The organism is Streptomyces sp. NPDC048106, from assembly GCF_040706415.1.
Lineage (GTDB): Bacteria > Actinomycetota > Actinomycetes > Streptomycetales > Streptomycetaceae > Streptomyces.
Genome location: NZ_JBEZND010000030.1, coordinates 74,983 through 92,213, shown reverse-complemented (window position 1 = coordinate 92,213; position 17,231 = coordinate 74,983). Strand labels below are relative to the sequence as shown.

The 17,231-nt window shown below is 72.2% G+C and carries 16 protein-coding genes; 6 read left to right on the top strand and 10 right to left on the bottom strand.

Going from position 1 to position 17,231, the window contains the following annotated elements; translation table 11 throughout:
• Window positions 1–63: 63 nt before the first annotated feature.
• The 6 genes from AB0927_RS27315 to AB0927_RS27290 all read right to left on the bottom strand — a co-directional run bounded on the left by AB0927_RS27315 (window position 64) and on the right by AB0927_RS27290 (window position 8,915).
• Window positions 64–1,257 carry a transposase gene (locus tag AB0927_RS27315; protein ID WP_366670372.1) on the bottom strand — a complete coding sequence of 398 codons (1,194 nt, stop codon included), beginning with the start codon at window positions 1,255–1,257 and terminating at the stop codon, window positions 64–66.
• Window positions 1,258–1,300: 43 nt separating this feature from the next.
• Entirely contained in the window at window positions 1,301–3,463 is a 2,163-nt protein-coding gene (locus AB0927_RS27310) for an AGE family epimerase/isomerase (protein WP_366670371.1), read from the bottom strand.
• Window positions 3,460–5,565: a glycogen debranching protein GlgX gene (gene glgX / locus AB0927_RS27305; protein WP_366670370.1), complete on the bottom strand. Its 2,106-nt coding sequence runs from the start codon at window positions 5,563–5,565 to the stop codon at window positions 3,460–3,462. The genes AB0927_RS27310 and glgX overlap by 4 nt, the downstream gene beginning before the upstream one ends.
• Before the next feature lie 59 nt (window positions 5,566–5,624).
• A complete protein-coding gene (locus AB0927_RS27300; RefSeq protein WP_366670369.1) occupies window positions 5,625–6,341 on the bottom strand; it encodes an SDR family oxidoreductase in 717 nt (238 codons plus the stop codon).
• A 36-nt stretch (window positions 6,342–6,377) separates the two neighbouring features.
• Window positions 6,378–7,718 carry an NDP-sugar synthase gene (locus AB0927_RS27295; protein WP_366670368.1) on the bottom strand — a complete coding sequence of 447 codons (1,341 nt, stop codon included), beginning with the start codon at window positions 7,716–7,718 and terminating at the stop codon, window positions 6,378–6,380.
• A gap of 354 nt (window positions 7,719–8,072) precedes the next feature.
• Window positions 8,073–8,915, bottom strand: coding sequence for a helix-turn-helix transcriptional regulator (locus AB0927_RS27290; protein WP_366670367.1), 843 nt, complete (start codon window positions 8,913–8,915; stop codon window positions 8,073–8,075).
• A gap of 94 nt (window positions 8,916–9,009) precedes the next feature.
• Between AB0927_RS27290 and AB0927_RS27285 the strand changes: the two genes are divergently transcribed.
• Window positions 9,010–10,218: an MFS transporter gene (locus tag AB0927_RS27285; RefSeq protein WP_366670366.1), complete on the top strand. Its 1,209-nt coding sequence runs from the start codon at window positions 9,010–9,012 to the stop codon at window positions 10,216–10,218.
• A gap of 424 nt (window positions 10,219–10,642) precedes the next feature.
• Complete coding sequence (locus tag AB0927_RS27280; protein WP_366670365.1) at window positions 10,643–11,065, top strand: subtilase-type protease inhibitor; 423 nt, start codon at window positions 10,643–10,645, stop codon at window positions 11,063–11,065.
• A 235-nt stretch (window positions 11,066–11,300) separates the two neighbouring features.
• On the opposite strand, the gene AB0927_RS27275 is transcribed toward AB0927_RS27280, so the two are convergent.
• From AB0927_RS27275 to AB0927_RS27260, 4 genes are read right to left on the bottom strand one after another with little or no spacing between them, the layout of a single operon-like run.
• Window positions 11,301–11,498, bottom strand: a complete 198-nt coding sequence (locus AB0927_RS27275) for a CDGSH iron-sulfur domain-containing protein (protein WP_366670364.1) — start codon at window positions 11,496–11,498, stop codon at window positions 11,301–11,303.
• Window positions 11,479–12,162, bottom strand: coding sequence for a HemK2/MTQ2 family protein methyltransferase (locus AB0927_RS27270; protein WP_366670363.1), 684 nt, complete (start codon window positions 12,160–12,162; stop codon window positions 11,479–11,481). The genes AB0927_RS27275 and AB0927_RS27270 overlap by 20 nt, the downstream gene beginning before the upstream one ends.
• 5 nt (window positions 12,163–12,167) lie before the next feature.
• On the bottom strand, window positions 12,168–13,208 hold the full coding sequence (locus AB0927_RS27265; RefSeq protein WP_366670362.1) for an iron-containing redox enzyme family protein: 1,041 nt from the start codon (window positions 13,206–13,208) through the stop codon (window positions 12,168–12,170).
• A gap of 28 nt (window positions 13,209–13,236) precedes the next feature.
• The gene (locus AB0927_RS27260; RefSeq protein ID WP_366670361.1) at window positions 13,237–13,428 is read right to left on the bottom strand and encodes a hypothetical protein; all 192 of its coding nucleotides are present in this window, start codon (window positions 13,426–13,428) and stop codon (window positions 13,237–13,239) included.
• Window positions 13,429–13,660: 232 nt separating this feature from the next.
• On the opposite strand from AB0927_RS27260, the gene AB0927_RS27255 reads away from it, so the two are divergent.
• The 4 genes from AB0927_RS27255 to AB0927_RS27240 all read left to right on the top strand — a co-directional run bounded on the left by AB0927_RS27255 (window position 13,661) and on the right by AB0927_RS27240 (window position 17,213).
• A complete protein-coding gene (locus tag AB0927_RS27255; RefSeq protein WP_366670360.1) occupies window positions 13,661–14,512 on the top strand; it encodes an SDR family NAD(P)-dependent oxidoreductase in 852 nt (283 codons plus the stop codon).
• A gap of 6 nt (window positions 14,513–14,518) precedes the next feature.
• Entirely contained in the window at window positions 14,519–15,430 is a 912-nt protein-coding gene (locus AB0927_RS27250) for a DMT family transporter (RefSeq protein WP_366670359.1), read from the top strand.
• Complete coding sequence (locus AB0927_RS27245) at window positions 15,423–16,184, top strand: polysaccharide deacetylase family protein (RefSeq protein ID WP_366670358.1); 762 nt, start codon at window positions 15,423–15,425, stop codon at window positions 16,182–16,184. Before AB0927_RS27250 ends, AB0927_RS27245 begins: the two co-directional genes overlap by 8 nt.
• A 198-nt stretch (window positions 16,185–16,382) precedes the next feature.
• Window positions 16,383–17,213, top strand: coding sequence for a ribonuclease BN (locus tag AB0927_RS27240; protein ID WP_366670357.1), 831 nt, complete (start codon window positions 16,383–16,385; stop codon window positions 17,211–17,213).
• The last annotated feature ends 18 nt before the right edge of the window (window positions 17,214–17,231 follow it).

Here is a 17,231-nt window from a genome sequence, read left to right as displayed (position 1 = left end):
GACGTGGCGGCCATGCCACAGGCGCGCCTGTCCCGGGGGAACGGACAGGCGCGCCCTGGCGGTTCAGACCGCGGTGCCGCTGAGCACCCGTTCGGGCAGCGGCGCCGCGGCACGCAGCGCGGCGTAGCCGAGCGCGGCCGACGCGAGCGTGACGTGGTGGTGCCAGCCGCGGAACGAACGGCCCTCGAAGTCACCGAGCCCGAAGTCCTCGTGCAGCCGGCGCAGCCCCGCACCGGCCAGGGACCGCAGATGGGCCAGCGGCAGCGCCTCGGCCAGCCGCCTGGCCGGCAGGTTCGTCAGCCAGTACGCGCGCGGCTCGGGCCGCCCGAACGGCCAGTCCGTGACCAGGTACCGGGGGGTCGGCCGGTGCGCCGGGGTGGCCCGGCCGGCCGCCGGCTGCGCGCACAGCAGCGCGGGCGTGGACAGGAACTGCGAGCGGTGCCTGCGCTCGGTCACCCGGTCGTTCCAGCTCACCGGAGTGCGCTCGGTGCGCCGGGCCACGTGCGCGGCCAGGTCGGCGACGGTGCCGCGCACCGCGGGCAGCGCCGAGTGCGGCCGGGGCATGGTGACGGCGGTGCGCGGCGACACCTGGACGAGATAGCCGAGGCCGCGTGCCTCCAGCGCGCACAGCAGCGGATCGGCCTCCGGCTCGTGGCGCCAGTCCGCGAGCACCGGACGCGGATCCAGCAGCCACTCCTCCGTCATCTCGTCGATCGCCTCGATGACGGCCTGCCAGCGGGGTCTGGACTGCTCGTGCGCGGGCAGGTGCGCGGCCCGGCGCAGTTGCTCGTCCCGGTCCCAGCGGGGCGGCAGCAGCAGCCGCCAGTTCACCGGCAGGCCCCCGCCGGCGCCCACCAGGGAGACGGCGCAGGCGAGCTGGCAGTTGACGGTGCGCTCCTGGGACGGGGCGTACTGGCGTGCCACGCCCACCGAGCGGTCGCCGTTCTTGACGAAGACGACCTCGTCCACCGACCAGGCCTCCATCGCGAAGGCCCGGGCCAGGCGCAGCGCCGTCTGCCTGCGCACCGGGCCGCACTCCCAGGGGCTCTGGTGCACGAACTGCTGTAACTGCTGTACGGCGGGCCGTCCGAGCACATGCGCGGAGATCCGGGTCGGCGTCTTGCGGCCCGGCACGGACAGCAGGCCGCGCAGATAGACCTCGCCCCAGCGCCGCTGGTCGGAGCGGGCCAGCTCACGGAACAGGTCGCCGCAGTAGGACTGGAAGGACGGGGCGGAGGGGGGAGTCGGAGAGGACACAGTGCTCCCAAGGCGGTGCGGATCTAAGGGCGTGAACGGGGATTCAGTCATGGGCGCACGCGTCCTCGCCCTCCAGGAGGAAGGCGTCGGTGGCGAGCAGCGCGTCGGCGACGTCGGGCAGGGCGCAGCCGACGATGACGAAGTCGACGTCGAGCCCGGCCTTGGTGCGCTGGAAGAGGAGTTCGTTGATGGCGGGCCGGCTCATCGCGGTGACCTCGCACAGATGGAACTCCACGCGCTGCGGCTCGGCCGCCATCACCTCGCCGAGGATCCGCCGGAACTTCTCCAGCTCCGAGGTGTCGATGACGCCGGCGCAGCGCACGTGCGCGGTGCCGCCGTCGAACTCGGTGCGCATCCGCAGCCGCATCTGCGCGGCCTCCAACTCCACGCGCACCCGCACCGGTTCGCTGCCCTCGGGCAGCCGGACGGTGAGTTCCTTGGCGTCGAAGTGGTGGTACGGCCGCCCGTCCACCCACACCCCGGTCAGCTCCACCGAACCGGCGGGCAGCAGGTCGGGCGCGACGCGCAGGGTGCGCTCCGGCAGGTCGTTCGGGCGCGGCCTGAAGTGCAGGGTGAGCGTGTCGTTGCTGATCAGCAGGCCGGTGTAGGCGGCGGCCAGGTAGCACAGCTCCAGGGAGTGGTAGCCGGCCATGGAGTGGCTGCCCTTGAGCCGCTCGGTGCCGAGCAGGTACGGGATGCCGTTGGCCTGCACGTTGAAGTACACGCCGCCGTCGTCGTAGTCGAGGAAGAAGGCGTTGTGGAACGAGGCCGCCTCGCGCGCGAGACGAAGGTGCTCGGGGTCGTTGGTGGTGCCCGCGAGGATCAGATAGGCGAGGATCGCCTGTTCCTGCTGCCACCAGGCCTTGCGGTCGTGCCACACCATGCGGTGCATGCCGCTGTCCGGGTCGGCCTTGCGCTCCACCACGTCGTACCAGCCGCCGCGCATCTGGTCGCTGCCGGCGGCGGGCATGATCTCGGCGATGCGCTCGGCGAGCCTGGCGTAGCCGTCCTTGTCCGTCAGGGACCTGATGCGGGTCAGGTTCCAGGCGATCTTCAGGTTGTGGCCGACGACGGCCCGGTCCTGCTGCCAGCCCCAGGTGCGGTCCGGGGACCAGTCGGCGTGGAACCGCTCCTGCACGAACGGGCTGTTGGGCTCGTCGGGGAAGCGCTCGACGATGGTGTCCGCGGTCTCCTCCAGGAGGTGCGCGAAGTCCTGGCGCCCGGTGGCCAGATACGCGTTGATCAGGTACGCCGGGGCGTGGTCGCCGATCGAGTTCCAGTTCTTGCGCGAGCGGTTGGGGCCGAGCGAGTCGGCGTTCGGGTCGAGCGTGATGGGGTCGAGGTGCGAGAAGAACCCGCCCCGCTCCCGGTCCCGGAAGAACCGCTCGAACAGGGCGACCGTGCCGTCGATGTCCTTGAGGATCCGCGGATCGCCGGTGATCCGGTACGTCTGGGTGGGCCCGGCCAGCGCGTAGATCTGCTCGTACATCGGGATGGCGTCGACGTCGTCGCCGAACTCCGAGGCGTAGACCTTGCGTTGTCCGCTCGGCGTGACGTCGATGCCGTGGTACCAGTAGACGAACCCGTCCTGCTCGTCGGCGACCCGCATGTGTTCGCGCAGGTACTCGGTGCCCGACTCGGCCGCGTCCAGGAAGCGGTCCTCGCCGGTCAGCAGGTACGCGGTCGACAGGCCGTACACGAGCCGGGAGATGGTGTCGGTCTCCTGGCGCACGTCCGCGCCGGCGAAGTCGGGCAGGTGCGTGCCGTGCAGCGTGAGCTGCGTGCGGAAGTTGCGCCAGTCGTACGTGCCGTCGGGGAAGTGGCCGCGCAGGTAGAAGTCGGCGACGGCGGCGGCCTGCTGGACCCACCAGGCCGGGTGCTCGAAGACGTAACTGCCGCGGCGCTCCTCGGGGAAGGTGATCTCCTTCGCCTCGAACCGCTCGCCGTCCTCCCACTCGTAGTGGATGCCGTACGCGAACAGGTAGCGGCCCTCGGCGAGCATGTCCACGGTGGCGTCGGTGGTGTCGCGGTAGGGATCGCCGAGGTTGCGCACGATGCGCGAGGCGACGTTGCGCGACAGGTGGACGGTGAACTCCCGGTCGTCCGAGGTGCGCAGGCCGAAGCGGCGGCCGGTGGGGCTGAAGTACGTGACGTAACCGGCGAGAGTGTCGGAGAACGTGCGGCGACGTGCTGCGGTTCCACTCATCGGGGGGTGTCCTTCGCTTCAGGCAGGGCCGCGAGCAGCACGACGCTGCGGCCCTGGGCGTGGAAGGTGTCGTCGTCGTGGCGCTCTTCCTGGCCGGCCGGAAGGAGGTCGCGGGGGCCGGCCTGAGCGGTGTCGAGGACGCGGTGCCAGCGGTGACCGCGGACCCTCGGCAGCTCGAAGTCCAGTCCCAGGTGATACATGTTCAGAATCAGATGCAGGTCGGGATCGCCGTGGAACCCGCCGAGCGTGCAGGCCAGGACTCGGGCGTTGGTGTCCTCCCATCCGGGCTGCTCCAGTCGGGTGCCGTGCCACGTGATGTCCGGCAATTGCCTGGAGTTGAGGTGCCCGGTGTAGAAGTGGGGTGCGCGGAAGGTGCGGTAGCGGCGGCGCAGCTCGATCAGGCGCCGGGTGAACTCGAAGGTCTCCTCCTCCTTCTCGGCCTGTTCCCAGTCCAGCCAGGACGTCGGGTTGTCCTGGCAGTACGCGTTGTTGTTGCCGTTCTGGCTGTTGCGGAACTCGTCGCCCGCGAGCAGCATCGGCACGCCCCTGCTGAGCATCATGATCGACAGCAGGTTCTTGATCTGCCGTACCCGCAGCCGCTCCACGGCGGAGTCGTCGCTGGGGCCCTCGGCCCCGCAGTTCCAGCTGAAGTTCTCCTGCGCCCCGTCGGTGTCGGCCTCGCCGTTGGCGTAGTTGTGCTTGTGGTCGTAGCTCACCAGGTCGTTGAGGGTGAAGCCGTCGTGACAGGTGACGAAGTTGATGCTGTTGGTGGGCAGTTCCTTCTGCGGTCCGAACAGGTCCTCGGAGCCGCCGAGCCGCTTGGCGAGATCGCCGACCACCCCGGCGTCCCCCCGCACGAAGCGCCGCACGTCGTCCCGGAACGGCCCGTTCCACTGGGCCCAGCGCTTCCCGGGGAAGCGGCCCACCTGGTAGAGGCCGCCGCCGTCCCACGGCTCGGCGATGATCTTCGTCTCGGCGAGCACCTTGGACAGCTCGATCGCCCACAGCACCGGCGGCACCGCCATCTCGTAACCCTGGTCGCCGCGTGACAGCTCGGAGGCCAGGTCGAAGCGGAAGCCGTCGATGTGGTGCTCGGTGACCCAGTACTCCAGGGACTCGATGATGAACTTGGCGACGAAGGGGTGGTTGGCGTTGACCGCGTTGCCGCAGCCGGTGAAGTCCATGTAGTGGCTGCGGTCCTGCGGCCACAGGTGGTAGTACGCCTCGTTGGCCTGGCCGCGGAAGCTGATGGTCGGGCCGAACTCGTTGCCCTCGCTGGTGTGGTTGAAGACGACGTCGAGGATCACCTCGATGCCGGCTTGGTGCAGCGCCTTGACCATGTCCCTGAACTCCGCGATGTGCGTGTTCAGATGGGGCGAGGTGCAGTAGCCGGTGTGCGGCGCGAAGAAGCCGTAGGGGTCGTAGCCCCAGTAGTTGTGCAGGGGGACGCCGTCCGGGCCGGTGCGCAGCACCTGGGTCTCGTCGAAGTCGAAGACGGGGAGCAGTTCGACGGCGGTGACGCCGAGCCGCTTGAGGTGCGGGATCTTCTCGACGACCGCGGAGAACGTCCCCGGGTGCGCGGTCCGTGAGGTGGGGGACGCCGTCATGCCGCGCACGTGCATCTCGTAGATGATCGTGTCCTGCATGGGCGTGCGCAGCGGCTGGTCGCCCTCCCAGTCGTAGTCGTCCAGGTCCACGACGAGGCTGCGCATGCAGGTCTCGACGTTGTCCTGGAGGCCGATCGCGAGCGTGCGGTTCCAGCGGGAGTTGATGTTGGCGCGGGCGTACGGGTCGAGCAGCACCTTGCGGTGGTCGAAGCGGGTGCCGGACCGCTTGGGATCGCGCGGTCCGTCCATCCGGTACGCGTAGACCTGTCCGGCGCCGATCCCGGCGACATGGCAGTGCCAGAAGTGGAAGCTGCGGTGCTTGTCCGGGTGGAGGTGGATGGTCTGGGACGGCTGCGGGTCGTCGCACTTGTCGAAGAGCAGCAGGTCGACGCGGGTGGCGTGCTCGGAGAAGACGGAGAAGTTGACTCCGCCGTCGACGACGGTGGAACCCAGGGGCTGGGGGCGTCCCGCCGAGATCTGCGGCGTCTCGGTCATGGTGGTCTCCGATTTCACGACAAGGGGTGTGCGGGGGTCGAGGTGAGGACGGTGGGGGCTCAGGCCAGGGCGCGCGCCGGCACGGACTCGTCGGCGCTGAGCCCGGCGAACAGCTCCTCCCAGTCGCTCGGGGCGTTGCCCGCGCCGTTGCGCATCTCGAAGGTCAGGCCCTTCGCGGACGGGCAGTACAGCGCCTGGACGCAGGCCTCGGCGACGTCCTGGAGGGCGACGTAGCCGTCCCGGCGGTCGCCCTGTTCCAGGTGGACGCGGCCGTCGTCGGCCAGCTCGGTCCGGTCGGTCAGCCAGCCGGGGCGGATGATGGTGTAGTCGAGGCCGGAGGCGCGGACCGCGTTCTCACCGGCCAGCCGCCAGTCCAGCATGCGCCCGTAGGCGTTCATGGGGTGCTCGGGCCGGGTCACGTGCCGCTGGCTGACGAGCACGAACTGGGCGTGCCCGAAACCGTCCTGGCGCAGCAGCGCGTCCAGGGTGTTGAGCACACCGGAGTGCAGGGTGCTCTGCGGGCTGTCGGGTCCCGTGGGGTCGGTACCGGGTTCCACGGTGTAGACGACGGCCGAGCAGTCGCGCAACGGCACGGACAGGGACTGCGGGTCACGTACGTCACCGAGGAAGAACCGGGCGCGGGGCGGCAGATGGCGCTGGGCGCGCTGGGTGCTGCGGCCGATGACGCGGACCGTCTCACCGCGGTCGAGCAGCTTGCGGGTGACGATCCGGCCGACCCGGCCGGTGCCGCCTATCACGGCGATGGCAGTGTTCACGTGCGCTCTCCTCAAGGGGATACAGGGGTGTGGGTCTCACACCCACCGCAAGACGTCGTCCGAGCTGGTGAGCTGGGTGCCGCTGGGCACGCCGGAGACGGCCGGCACGCGCAGCCGCGGATAGACGCTGACGCCCGACAGCCGGGTACCCGACCAGAGCTGGGCACCATCACCGACGGCGGACAGCGCTTCGAGCCGTACCGGTGCGCGGGCGTCCGAGCGCACCTGCACCATCGGGCCCACGTAGGAGTCGCTGATGTGCGCGTACGCCCCGATGACGGCGGAGTCGCCGAGCACACTGCCCTCGACCTGGGCCCCTTCGTGCAGGTCGACGCCGTCCCCGATGTCGGTGGCGCGCAGCCGGACGCCGGCGCCGACCTCCACGTGCCGGCCGATGCGCACGCCGGGGCCGATGACGACGCTGCCCTCGGCGATCTTCTGGGCGAGTGTGGTGCCGGTGATGTGGTCCTTGGAGCGCAGGCTGGACTCGTGGATCCAGTACCGCGGGTTGGTGCTCACCGGGGTGCCGAGAGCGCGGTCCAGCTGCGGGTACAGGCCGTTGAGCGCGTCGCCGAGCGTGTCCAGGTAGTCGTGGATGTTGCCCAGGTCGCCCAGGCGGGCGATGGGTTCGACGGCCACGGGGTGGCCGAGGCCGACGAGCCGGGGCAGCAGGTCGTTGCCCCAGTCGAGGCGCTGCTGGGCGAGCCGGATGAGTTCGGGGGTGCGCGCGGCGAGCCGGAGCCGGGCGCAGTCGATGAGGTACATCCCGGCGTTGGTGGCCAGGGTGCGCGGCCTCTGCGGCCGGGTGATCTCGGGGAACTCCCGCTCGATCACGGATAACTTGGGCTTCTCCAGGAAGCCGCAGACCAGGTGCTCGGACGTGGTGCGCATGACGCCGTACTTGCCGGCGATCTCCTCCGGGGTGCGGGAGACGGCGGCCACGGTGACCACCGCGTCGGCGTTCCGCTGGGCGGCGAGCAGCCTGTCCAGCGAGAACTCGAACAGCGAGTCGACGGGGAGTACGAGCGCGGTCCCGGTCAGGTTCCACTGCTCCAGATTGTGCAGGGTGGCCGCGCCCGAGCCGACGTTGTACGGGTCGAAGCGGGCCCGTGAGTAGTCGATCTCCACTCCGTGGCGTTCGCCGTGTCCGAGGACCAGCTTGATCTGACTGCGGTTCTCCATGCCCTGCGCCACTACGTAGAAGCGACGTATGCCCTGGTCACGGCAGGCCTCGATGATCCACTCGATGAGCGGCCTGCCGGCGAACGGAATGAGCGCCTTGCTGCGGATGTAGTCGGCCGACTGGAGGGTGATGGGCTTCGCCCGTTCCCCCCGGCCGCCGGCCAGGATGATGCCGACTGTGCTGTCGTCCCCCATCGCTTGTCCCGCCCTCCAGGCCGACTTGTCGATGAAATTGATTCAACAGTATCAGTCATGTGGAGTCAACTGTCCTGTAATTTGCGCAGGTTGGAGGGGTGATGGGCAGTCAAGTGAGATCCCGTTGAGGCGGCGGAGGCAGGGCATGGGCGGGCGATGGAGCGCACGACGGCGGGGCGCTCGTCGCTGTGGAGGCCATGCCGCGGAACGCCTCGCGGCGGCCTTGTCACGGGGCGAGGGAGGTGTGCCGAGGGGGCGGTGCGTGACCGCTCGCCGCTCGGGCGCCGGGCGCGGCGGAAGCGCCGGCCGGTGTTGCGGAAGCGCCGGCCGGCGTGACGGAAGGGTCGGCCGAGGTTACAGAAGCGCCGCTTGGCCGGACTCGGAGACCAGCCGCGCCAGCGACCGCTCGTCCTCCTCGGAGGCGGGCATGAACACCACCAGGTGCTGGCCCGGCGTCTCCGCGACGTCCAGCTTGGTGTAGTTGAGGTCCAGTCGCCCGGCCGTCGGATGACTGAAACGCTTCAGGGTCGGCCGGAACGCCTGCACGGGGTGCTCGGACCACAGCGCGCGGAACTGGCTGCTGGACCTGGTCAGGGTGTCGATGAGCGCCGTGGTCCGCGGATCGTCGGGGTGCCGGCCCACCGAGATCCTGAACTGGCCCAGGATGTCGCGGACTTCACGCTGCCAGTCGACCAGCAGCGACTGCATCTGCGGTCGGGTGAACAGCAGCCAGATGCTGTTGCGCTCCTCCTGCGGCAGCTCTTCCAGGCCGCCGACCAGGGACGCGTACGCGCGGTTCGCGGCCAGCAGGTCCCATGAGTCGTTGATCACGTGCGCCGGGAACGGGTCCAGGGTCTCCACCAGCTTGCGCAGGGTCGGGTTCACCGCCACCGGCTCGGGCGGCTCGGCCGGCAGCGCGGTCTCCGCCAGCGTGAACAGGTGCCGGCGCTCGGCCGGAGTCAACTGGAGTGCCTGGGCGAGCGCCTCCAGGACCTGCCGGCTCACCCGGATGTCCCGGCCCTGCTCCAGCCAGGTGTACCAGGTCAGGCTCACCCCGGAGAGCTGGGCGACCTCCTCGCGGCGCAGCCCCGGGGTGCGGCGCCGCCGTCCGGGGGTCAGCCCCGCCTGCTCGGGGGCGAGCGCCTCCCGCCGGGACCGCAGGAACGCCGCAAGAAGCTCACGCTGCATGCCCGTCATACAAGCACCTCCCCAACGGCCCTGTCCTGGTGGTCATTACACCAGCATGACTGCCCCTCTGTACCCGCTTCCCGAGGCGCCGCACTCTGTTCATGTGACCACGTCATCCACCACCGCGGGTACCAACAGCCCCGCCCCCGCCACGTCTTCGCCCGCTTGGGGAAGGCCCGTCGCCGTCCTCGCCCTCGGCTCGTTCGCCATGGGCACCGACTCGTTCGTGCTGGCCGGCATCCTCCCGCAGATCGCCCACGGTCTGCACATCTCCACCGGCGCCGCCGGGCAGACCATCACGGCGTTCGCCCTGACCTACGGCCTTGCCGCGCCCTTCCTGGCCGCGCTGACCAGCCGGCTGCCCCGCAAGCCCCTGCTCGCGGTCGCGCTCGCCCTGTTCGTCCTCGCCAACCTCGCCTCCGCCGCCGCGCCCAACCTGCCCCTGCTGCTCACGGCGCGCGTCGTCGCGGGCCTCGGGGCGGCCCTGTACACCCCGAACGCCTCCGCCGCCGCGGCCGCGCTCGCCGGGCCCGCCCGCCGTGGCCGCGCGCTGTCGGTGATCCTGGGCGGTCTGACCGTCGGCACCGTCTTCGGTGTCCCCGTCGGCACCGCCATCGGCCAGCACCTGTCCTGGGAGGCCAGCCTCGTCTTCGTCGCGGCCGTCGGCGCGCTGGCCCTGCTCGGCGTCCTGACGGTGCTGCCCGGTCTGCCGATCCCGCCGGCGATCCCGCTCGCGCAGCGGTTCGCCGTCCTGGCCAATCGCAAGGTCGTGGCCATCGTCGCCTTCATGCTCCTGGCAAGCGGCGCCAGCATCATGGTCTACACCTACACCGCCACCGTGCTCGGACAGATCGCGCACATCCACGGCACCGGCCTCGCCACCGCGCTGCTCGCCTGGGGTGTCGGCGGCATCTTCGGCTCCTTCGGCAGCGGCTGGCTCACCGACCGGCTGGGCGCCGGGCGCACCCTCACCATCGCCATCGCCCTGCTGGTCGTCACCCTCGCGGCGCTCACGGTCAGCACCTCGATGGTCGTCGTGATCGTCGTCATGGTGCTCAACGGAGCCGCGGGCTGGGCGGTGGCCACGCCGAACAACCACCGGCTGACCGCGCTCGCGCCGACCCTGCCCAGCGTCGTGATCTCCTTCAACTCCTCCGGCATCTACCTGGGTCAGGCCCTCGGCGCGGCCCTCGGCGGCATCCTGGTCGACCACGGTGTGACCGCCCGCGCGCTGTGCCTGACCGGCGTCGGCATCGCCCTCGCGGCCGCCGCCGTGCACGCCCTGATCCCCCGCCCGGCCCCGGAGTCCTGAACCCCGGGGAACGGCCCGGTGATCGAACCGTCTCACCGGCGTCCGAGCCGGCGCCCGGCAGGAAACTGCCGGGTGCCGGCTTTCGCGCGTGCTGCCTCCGCCGGCCGGGGCGGTGATCAAGAAGTGAACACAGGGAGTCATGAAGGGGGTTCCGGCCGGTCGCGTCGGAATGTTTCCGGACGATTAAATAACCGCTGATTTTCAGCCAATTGACGACTTCTCAGGGGCGGCCGCCGCCCAGTTCCGGGGTCCCGTCGTTCGAATTCCGTGACTTCACGCCACTACTTCAACACAAAAGGTTACCGAAACCTGTGGGGTCGATGTGTGTTTCGGCGGGGGACTCGGCAGAGTGGCGCTCGCCGCTCCGACGTCCCACCGGAAACGGAGCCGGCACCCGTCTAGTTCGAGCGGAAGGATGCGCACCATGCGGAACACCGCACGCTGGGCAGCGGCCCTCGGTCTCGCCGCCGCCGCCGTCTGCGGACCCCTGACCGGGGCCGCCGTCGCCGCCCCGGCCTCGCTCTACGCGCCCTCGGCGCTGGTGCTGACCATCGGCCACGGTGGTGACGCGGCCACCGCGACCCCCGAACGCGCCGTCACCCTGAGCTGCGCCCCGACCGCCTCCGGCACCCACCCGGCCGCCGCCGAGGCCTGCGCCGAACTGCGCGGGGTCGGCGGCGACTTCGACGCCCTCAAGGCGTCGGGGGACGTGTGGTGCGACAAGTCGTACGACCCCGTGGTCGTCACCGCCCAGGGCGTGTGGCAGGGGCAGCGGGTCACCTACGGGCGCACCTTCGGCAACTCCTGCGAGCGGGACGCCGTGGGAGGCAGCCTCTTCGCGTTCTAGGGCCTTTCTGCGAGAGGCCCTGGCGAAAGCTGCAAGGACCGGGATCGCAGGGTTCTCCGTGGACACCGGAAAAGGACCGTGACTGGGGAGTGCGGCCCTCTCGGAACGGGGAACCCGTGATCTCGCGCCGGGCCGTCGGGCGAAGTGGGGTCGCCCGCCGGCTTGCCGGCACAAAGCCGCTCCCCGGGCAGGCTCGTGGGGGGCCTACCGGGGAGCGGCGAAAAACGAACGGTGCTCAGGTCTTGCGTCGATGGCTCGTGTCGCACCAGGGGTAGCGGCGACTGCGCCGGCAGGTGCACAGAGCGACACGGAAACGGTCCGAGGACACCGTCGTACCGTCCTCCAGTTCGACCTCGACCGGACCCTCCACGAGTAGCGGGCCCCGCCGTCGCACGGTGATCCGGCGGGCGCGGTCAGCGGGTTCGTTCGGCACGGATCACCACCAGTTCTTCCGTTCTCTCGTGCGGCGCGAGCAGCCCGCGCCGGCGCAGCCACTCCTCCCGTGAGCGCAGCACCGGCCCGAGATCGATCCACCGCCGCCGCACCACCGCGGCCTTCAGACCCGCGCCGCGCAGCAGTCCCAGGGTGTGCTCGGTGCCGCTCAGCGCGGACTGCACGATCAGCAGCACGCCCCCCGGCGCCAGCAGCCCGGGCGCGCCCCGGCAGATCCGGTCCAGCAGCAGCCGCCCGTCGTGGCCCGCGTCCCAGGCCCGCGACCGGCCGCGCGGTCCGCGCCCGGAGTGCGGCGCGGGGACGTAGGGCGGGTTCGCGAGGATCACGTCGTACGACCGCCCGCGCACCGGGGCGAAGAGGTCGCCGCGCCGGATCCGTACCGGCAGCCGGGACAGCCAGGCGTTCAGCCGGGCCGTCCACACCGCCCGCCGGGACACGTCCACCGCGGTCACCTCGGCACCGCGCCGGGCCGCCGCGAGGGCCAGCGCCCCGCTCCCGGTGCCCACGTCGAGCACCTGTGCCCCGACCGGCACCGTCTCCTCGCGCAGGGCCTCGGCCAGCAGCGCGGTGTCGTCCTGTGGGGCGTAGACGCCCGGAAGCAGCAAGGGGATCACGGTGCGCGAGTACCCCGATATGACAGACATATGACTTATGTCGTGCTCGGTTGGCCAAGGGGCACGCGCTCATGGCGGACGTGCTCGTGGGGGACGTGTTCAAGGGGGACGCGCAGTGACGAGCGGCCCGCGTGCCAGGCGCCGAGCAGCCGCCGGGCGAGCCGGTCCTCCAGATACTCGGTCGCGTCGATGCCGAAGGCGATGTCCGCCGCCAACTCCGGTTCCTCCTCCAGCAGTCCGGCGATCACCTCGTGGCGCACCACCTGCTCGTGCACCGCGTCCGCCTCCACGTGCTCGTCGTAGAAGAACTGGGCGGCCGCTCCCGCGCCGGTGCGGCGCAGCGCCTCGGCGAGCCGCCGGGAGCCGGGGGAGGAGGTGATCTCCACCTCCGCGAAGTGGCCGACCAACGCGCCCCGCAGCGCGCGGTGCAGGCCGAACAGGGACATCAGGTTGACGACGGCCAGCATCTCGGCGGGGGCCGCGTCCAGGTAGCGGCCGTACGCGGGGTCCAGGTCCAGGTCCCGCATCAGGTCGGCGAACAGGCGCGCGTGCACCCGCTCGGCCCGGCCGCCGCCGAACTCGTCGTACTCCACCGCCGCCATCGCCGCCTTCGCCCGCCCCCAGAGCCGGGGCAGCACCCAGGCGTGCGGGTCGGCCTCCTTCAGGTGGTACAGGGAGCGCTGTGCCGCGTACTCGCGCAGTTGCCACGACTCGCCCTCGGCGCACAGGAAATGGCTGACCCCCGTGCCCTCGGCCGGTTCCACCAGGAGCGCGCCGAGCGCGTCGTCGAGGCTCTCGTGCACCGGCGTGTCGGCGCGCAGCGCGGCCAGGAACCCGCGCTCCAGCGCCGCTCGCAGGCGCAGCAGGTCCGGGTCCCACTCGGTTTCGGGGGGCACGCCCGCGAAGCCGCGGTAGTGCAGCTCGTAGCAGAGGTACAGGGCGAGCTGCGGGTCGTCGCCGTAGGGGTCCTCGGTGCCGGTGGGTCCGGGGAGCGGGCCGTCGCCGCGCAGGTGAGCGATGAGCGCGGCGGACAGCGGGCCGCGCGCGGCCGGCAGCTCGGGTCCTCGTGGGTTCATGGTGGCCGAGTACCCGCGTCCGGGCAGGTCAGTGGCGCCGTTCGGGTGCCGTCCGGTCGCCCTGCGACTGCTCCTGGGCCCCCGTGTTCGGGGTGATGGCGTCCGCCGCCTCGCCCTCGCCGTGGCCCTTCTCGCCGCGCGTCTCGGCCTCCTCGGCCTCGTGCAGCACCTCTTCCAGCGCCGTCTCGGGCCGCTTCTTGCCGTCGTCCCCGCCGGACATGGCGTCTCCTTCCGTCGGTGTCGTCGTGATCCGCTCCGGGTTACCCGCTCCGGTCGTCCCCAAGCGCGGACGGGCATATGGCCGCAGAAGCATGTTTTCCATACGCCCGACGCGGGTCGGCGCGAGCGCTTCCACATGCGCGGAGTTTCCGGGTGTGGCGCCCTGGATACACCGCGAAGGTTCGGCCCAGGAGCTCGCGGACCCTGCACGCCGTCGCAGTGAGGTCGCCACCATGTCCCATGCCCCGCCCCCCGCAGGACCGTCGCACCGCGCGCGGCCGGTGACGGAGTCCGGCCCGGCGGCGGGCCACGACGCGCCGCCCGCCCCTCCGCCGGCCCCCCGCGGCACGGCCCTGGTGACCGGCGCCTCCTCCGGCATCGGCGCGGCCGTGGCCCGCCGGCTGGCCGCCGAGGGCGGCTGGCGGCTGGTGCTCAACGGCCGCGACCTCACCCGTCTGGAGCAGGTGGCCGGGGAGACGTCGGCCGTGGCCGTCGCCGCCGACCTCACCCGGCCGGGTGCCGACCGCCGGGTGACCGAGGCCGCCCTCGGCCACCTGGGCCGGGTGGACCTGGTGGTGGCGGGCGCCGGTGTCGGCTGGGCGGGCGACTTCGCCGGCATGCCCCGCGCCCGCATCGAGGAACTGGTCGGCACCGATCTGCTGGCCACGCTGCACCTCGTGCGCGGCCTGCTGCCCCACATGGTCGCGGCCGGCTCCGGGCGGATCGTGCTGCTCGGCTCCGTCGCGGGCAGCGTGGGCGTGCGCGGCGAGGCGGTGTACTCCGCGGTCAAGGCCGCCGTGGCCGCGTTCGCCGACGCGCTGCGCTACGAACTGCGCGGCACCGGCGTCGGCGTCACCCATGTGGTCCCCGGGGTGGTCGACACGCCCTTCTTCGACCGGCGGGGCGTCCCCTACCGGCGCTCCTGGCCCCGGCCGGTGCCGCCCGAACGGGTCGCGGACGCCGTGCTCACCGCAGTACGGCGCGGCACGGACGAGGTGTACGTCCCCGGCTGGCTGCGACTGCCCGCTCGGGTGCACGGCGCCGCGCCGGGACTCTACCGGCGGCTCGCCGCCCACTTCGGGTGAGCGGCCGTGCTCGCCCTGCCCGTCGGACTGGCCCTGTGCTCGGCCCTGGCGAACGCCGCCTCCTCGGTGCTGCAACGCCGGGCCGCCGCGGTGGACGCCCCGGCGGAATCGGGCGGGGCGGGCGCCATGCTGCGGGGTTTGCGGCGGCTCGTGCGGCGCCGGGACTGGCTCGCGGGCGTCGGCCTGCTGATGCTGTCCGCCGTGCTCCAGGGCTGGGCGCTGGGCGTGGGCAGCCTGTCGCTGGTGCAGCCGCTGCTGGCCACGGAGCTGCTGTTCACCCTGATCGTGGGCAGCCTGATCTTCCGGCGCCGCCCGGACCGCCGTACCTGGACGGCCTTCGTCGCCCTCGCGGCGGGGCTGGCCGTCTTCCTGCTGTCGGCCGCGCCTGTCGCGGGCCGCACCGAGGCGACCTCCCGGGCGTGGCTGATGGCGGGCGGGGTGGCCTGCTGCGTCGTGGTGCTGCTGGTGCTGGCCGCCCGGGCGGTACGGGGGGCGGCCCGTGCGGCGCTGTTCGGCCTCGCCTCCGCCGTGTCCTTCGCGACCACCGCCGCGCTGCTCAAGGAGGCCGTGGGACGACTGGGCCTGGGCCCCGGCGTGCTGTTCACCCACTGGTCGCCGTACGCCACCGCCGCCGTCGGGCTTGTCGCCTTCCTGCTGTTGCAGAGCGCGCTCGGCGCGGGGTCGCTGGCCGCGTCCCAGCCCGCGCTCACCCTGGGCGACGCGCTCACCAGTGTGGCGCTCGGCTGGGCGCTGTTCGAGGAGTCCGTGCAGCTCGGCCTGCGGATGATCCCGGAGGCCATCGGCATCGCGCTGATCGGCGCGGGCAGTATCGGACTGGCGAACGCGCCGTCCGTCGGCAAGGGCTGGGACACGCCCGCCGAAGGGGACGGCACACGCACCCGGACGCGCCATGAGTGAACACGTGACGTCCCGGCGGCCGTCCGCCCCGTCCGCGCGCGCCCTTCGACTGGCCGCCGTTCTCCTGCCGCTCGGGCTCGCGGGCGCTCACATCGGCCCCGCCGCCACCTGGCTCCCGGCCGTACGGCTGCCGTTGTGCCCCCGGCTGGCCGGCACCGGATCGCGCCACCATGTCGCCCTGACCTTCGACGACGGCCCCGACCCGGTCGCCACACCGCGCTTCCTGGACGCCCTGGACGGGCTCGGCGTGCGGGCCACCTTCTTCGTGCTCGGCGAGCACGCGGCGCGCCATCCCGCGCTGGTCGCCGAGACCGCCCGGCGCGGGCACGAGCTCGCGGTGCACGGCTGGAGCCACGCCCGGCCCTGGCTCCCCGCCGTCGCCCGCGAGAGCGAGGGTGTCGCCCGCACCGTCCGCGCGGTACGCGACCTCACCGGCCACCGTCCCCGCTGGTACCGCCCGCCCTACGGCATCCTCACCTCCGCCCGCTGGCTGGCCGCACGCCGCGCCGGGCTCCTGCCGGTCCTCTGGTCCGCCTGGGGCGAGGACTGGCGCGCGGACGCCACCCCCGAGTCGGTACGCGCGCTGGTCACCACGCGGCTGCGGGGCGGCGGCACGGTCCTGCTCCACGACTCGGACCGGTCGGCCGCGCCCGGCTGCTGGCGGTCGGCCCTCGACGCGCTGCCGGGCATCGTCCGGGACTGCCGGGCGGCGGGGCTGGCGGTGGGGCCGCTGGGGGAGCACGGGCTCCGCTGACCGGGGGCGGCGGGGGAGCGGCCGGCCCGGTCGTACGACCGGCGGCCGGTCACGGTCGCGCGGCGCCGGTTCGCACCGCGTCGGCCGACCCGACTGGCCCCTTCTCCGTGGCGTCACGCCCGGTCCGTGCCAGAGTGAAGCGGAGGCGCGCGTTCATGCCGGACCCCCACGCGCGCGGCGGTGAGTACGGGAGGTGCCGTGAGTCGGTTGCGGCGCGGCCTGCACCGCGCTTGGCAGTGGATCCGTGTCGGGGCCCTGTTCGAGCACGGCCGGGAGCTGGAGCTGATGCACCGGGCCATGGGCTTCGCCACCCTGGCGCTGGTGACGCTGGCCCCGCTGCTGATCGTGGTCGCCGCCGCGGACCCGCTGGTGCAAGGCGGTTTCGCCTCCTGGCTGACCGACGGCATGGGACTGTCCGGCCCGTCGGCGCGCGTGGTCACGGACGTCATCAGCCCGCCGCACAACGTCATCGGCACCACCAGCGCCTGGAGCGCCCTCCTGCTCGCCGTCTTCGGCGTGTCGTTCGGCGGCAGCGTGCAGAACGCCTACGAACGCATCTGGGGCCTCGCCGCCGGGCCCTGGCACCGGGTCTGGCGCCAGGCCACGTGGCTGATCGTGCTGACCGGGTACCTCTACCAGGAGGTGGCGACCAAGGCGGCGCTGCACGGCTTCGAGCGGATCCTGCTGTCCGGGCTCAGCGGTGTGCTGTTCTTCTGGTGGGGGCAGCACTTCCTGCTGGGCGACCAGGTCCGCTGGCGGGAACTGCTGCCGGGCGCGCTGGCCACCATGGTGGGCCTCGCGGGCCTGCGCGCCTTCTCCTACCTCGTCTTCACGCCCCTCATCGTGAACAACGCCCTCAGCTACGGCGCGGTCGGCACCGTCCTCGTCCTGGAGTCCTGGCTGATCGGCGTCGGCTTCGTCATCTACGGCGGCGCGGTGTTCGGCCGCTGGTTCTGCGAGCACCACTGGATGCCGGTCCACCTCCACACGGCGGAGGACGGGGACGACGGGGACGACGAGCCTCCCTAGGGCACCTCTCTGAAGACC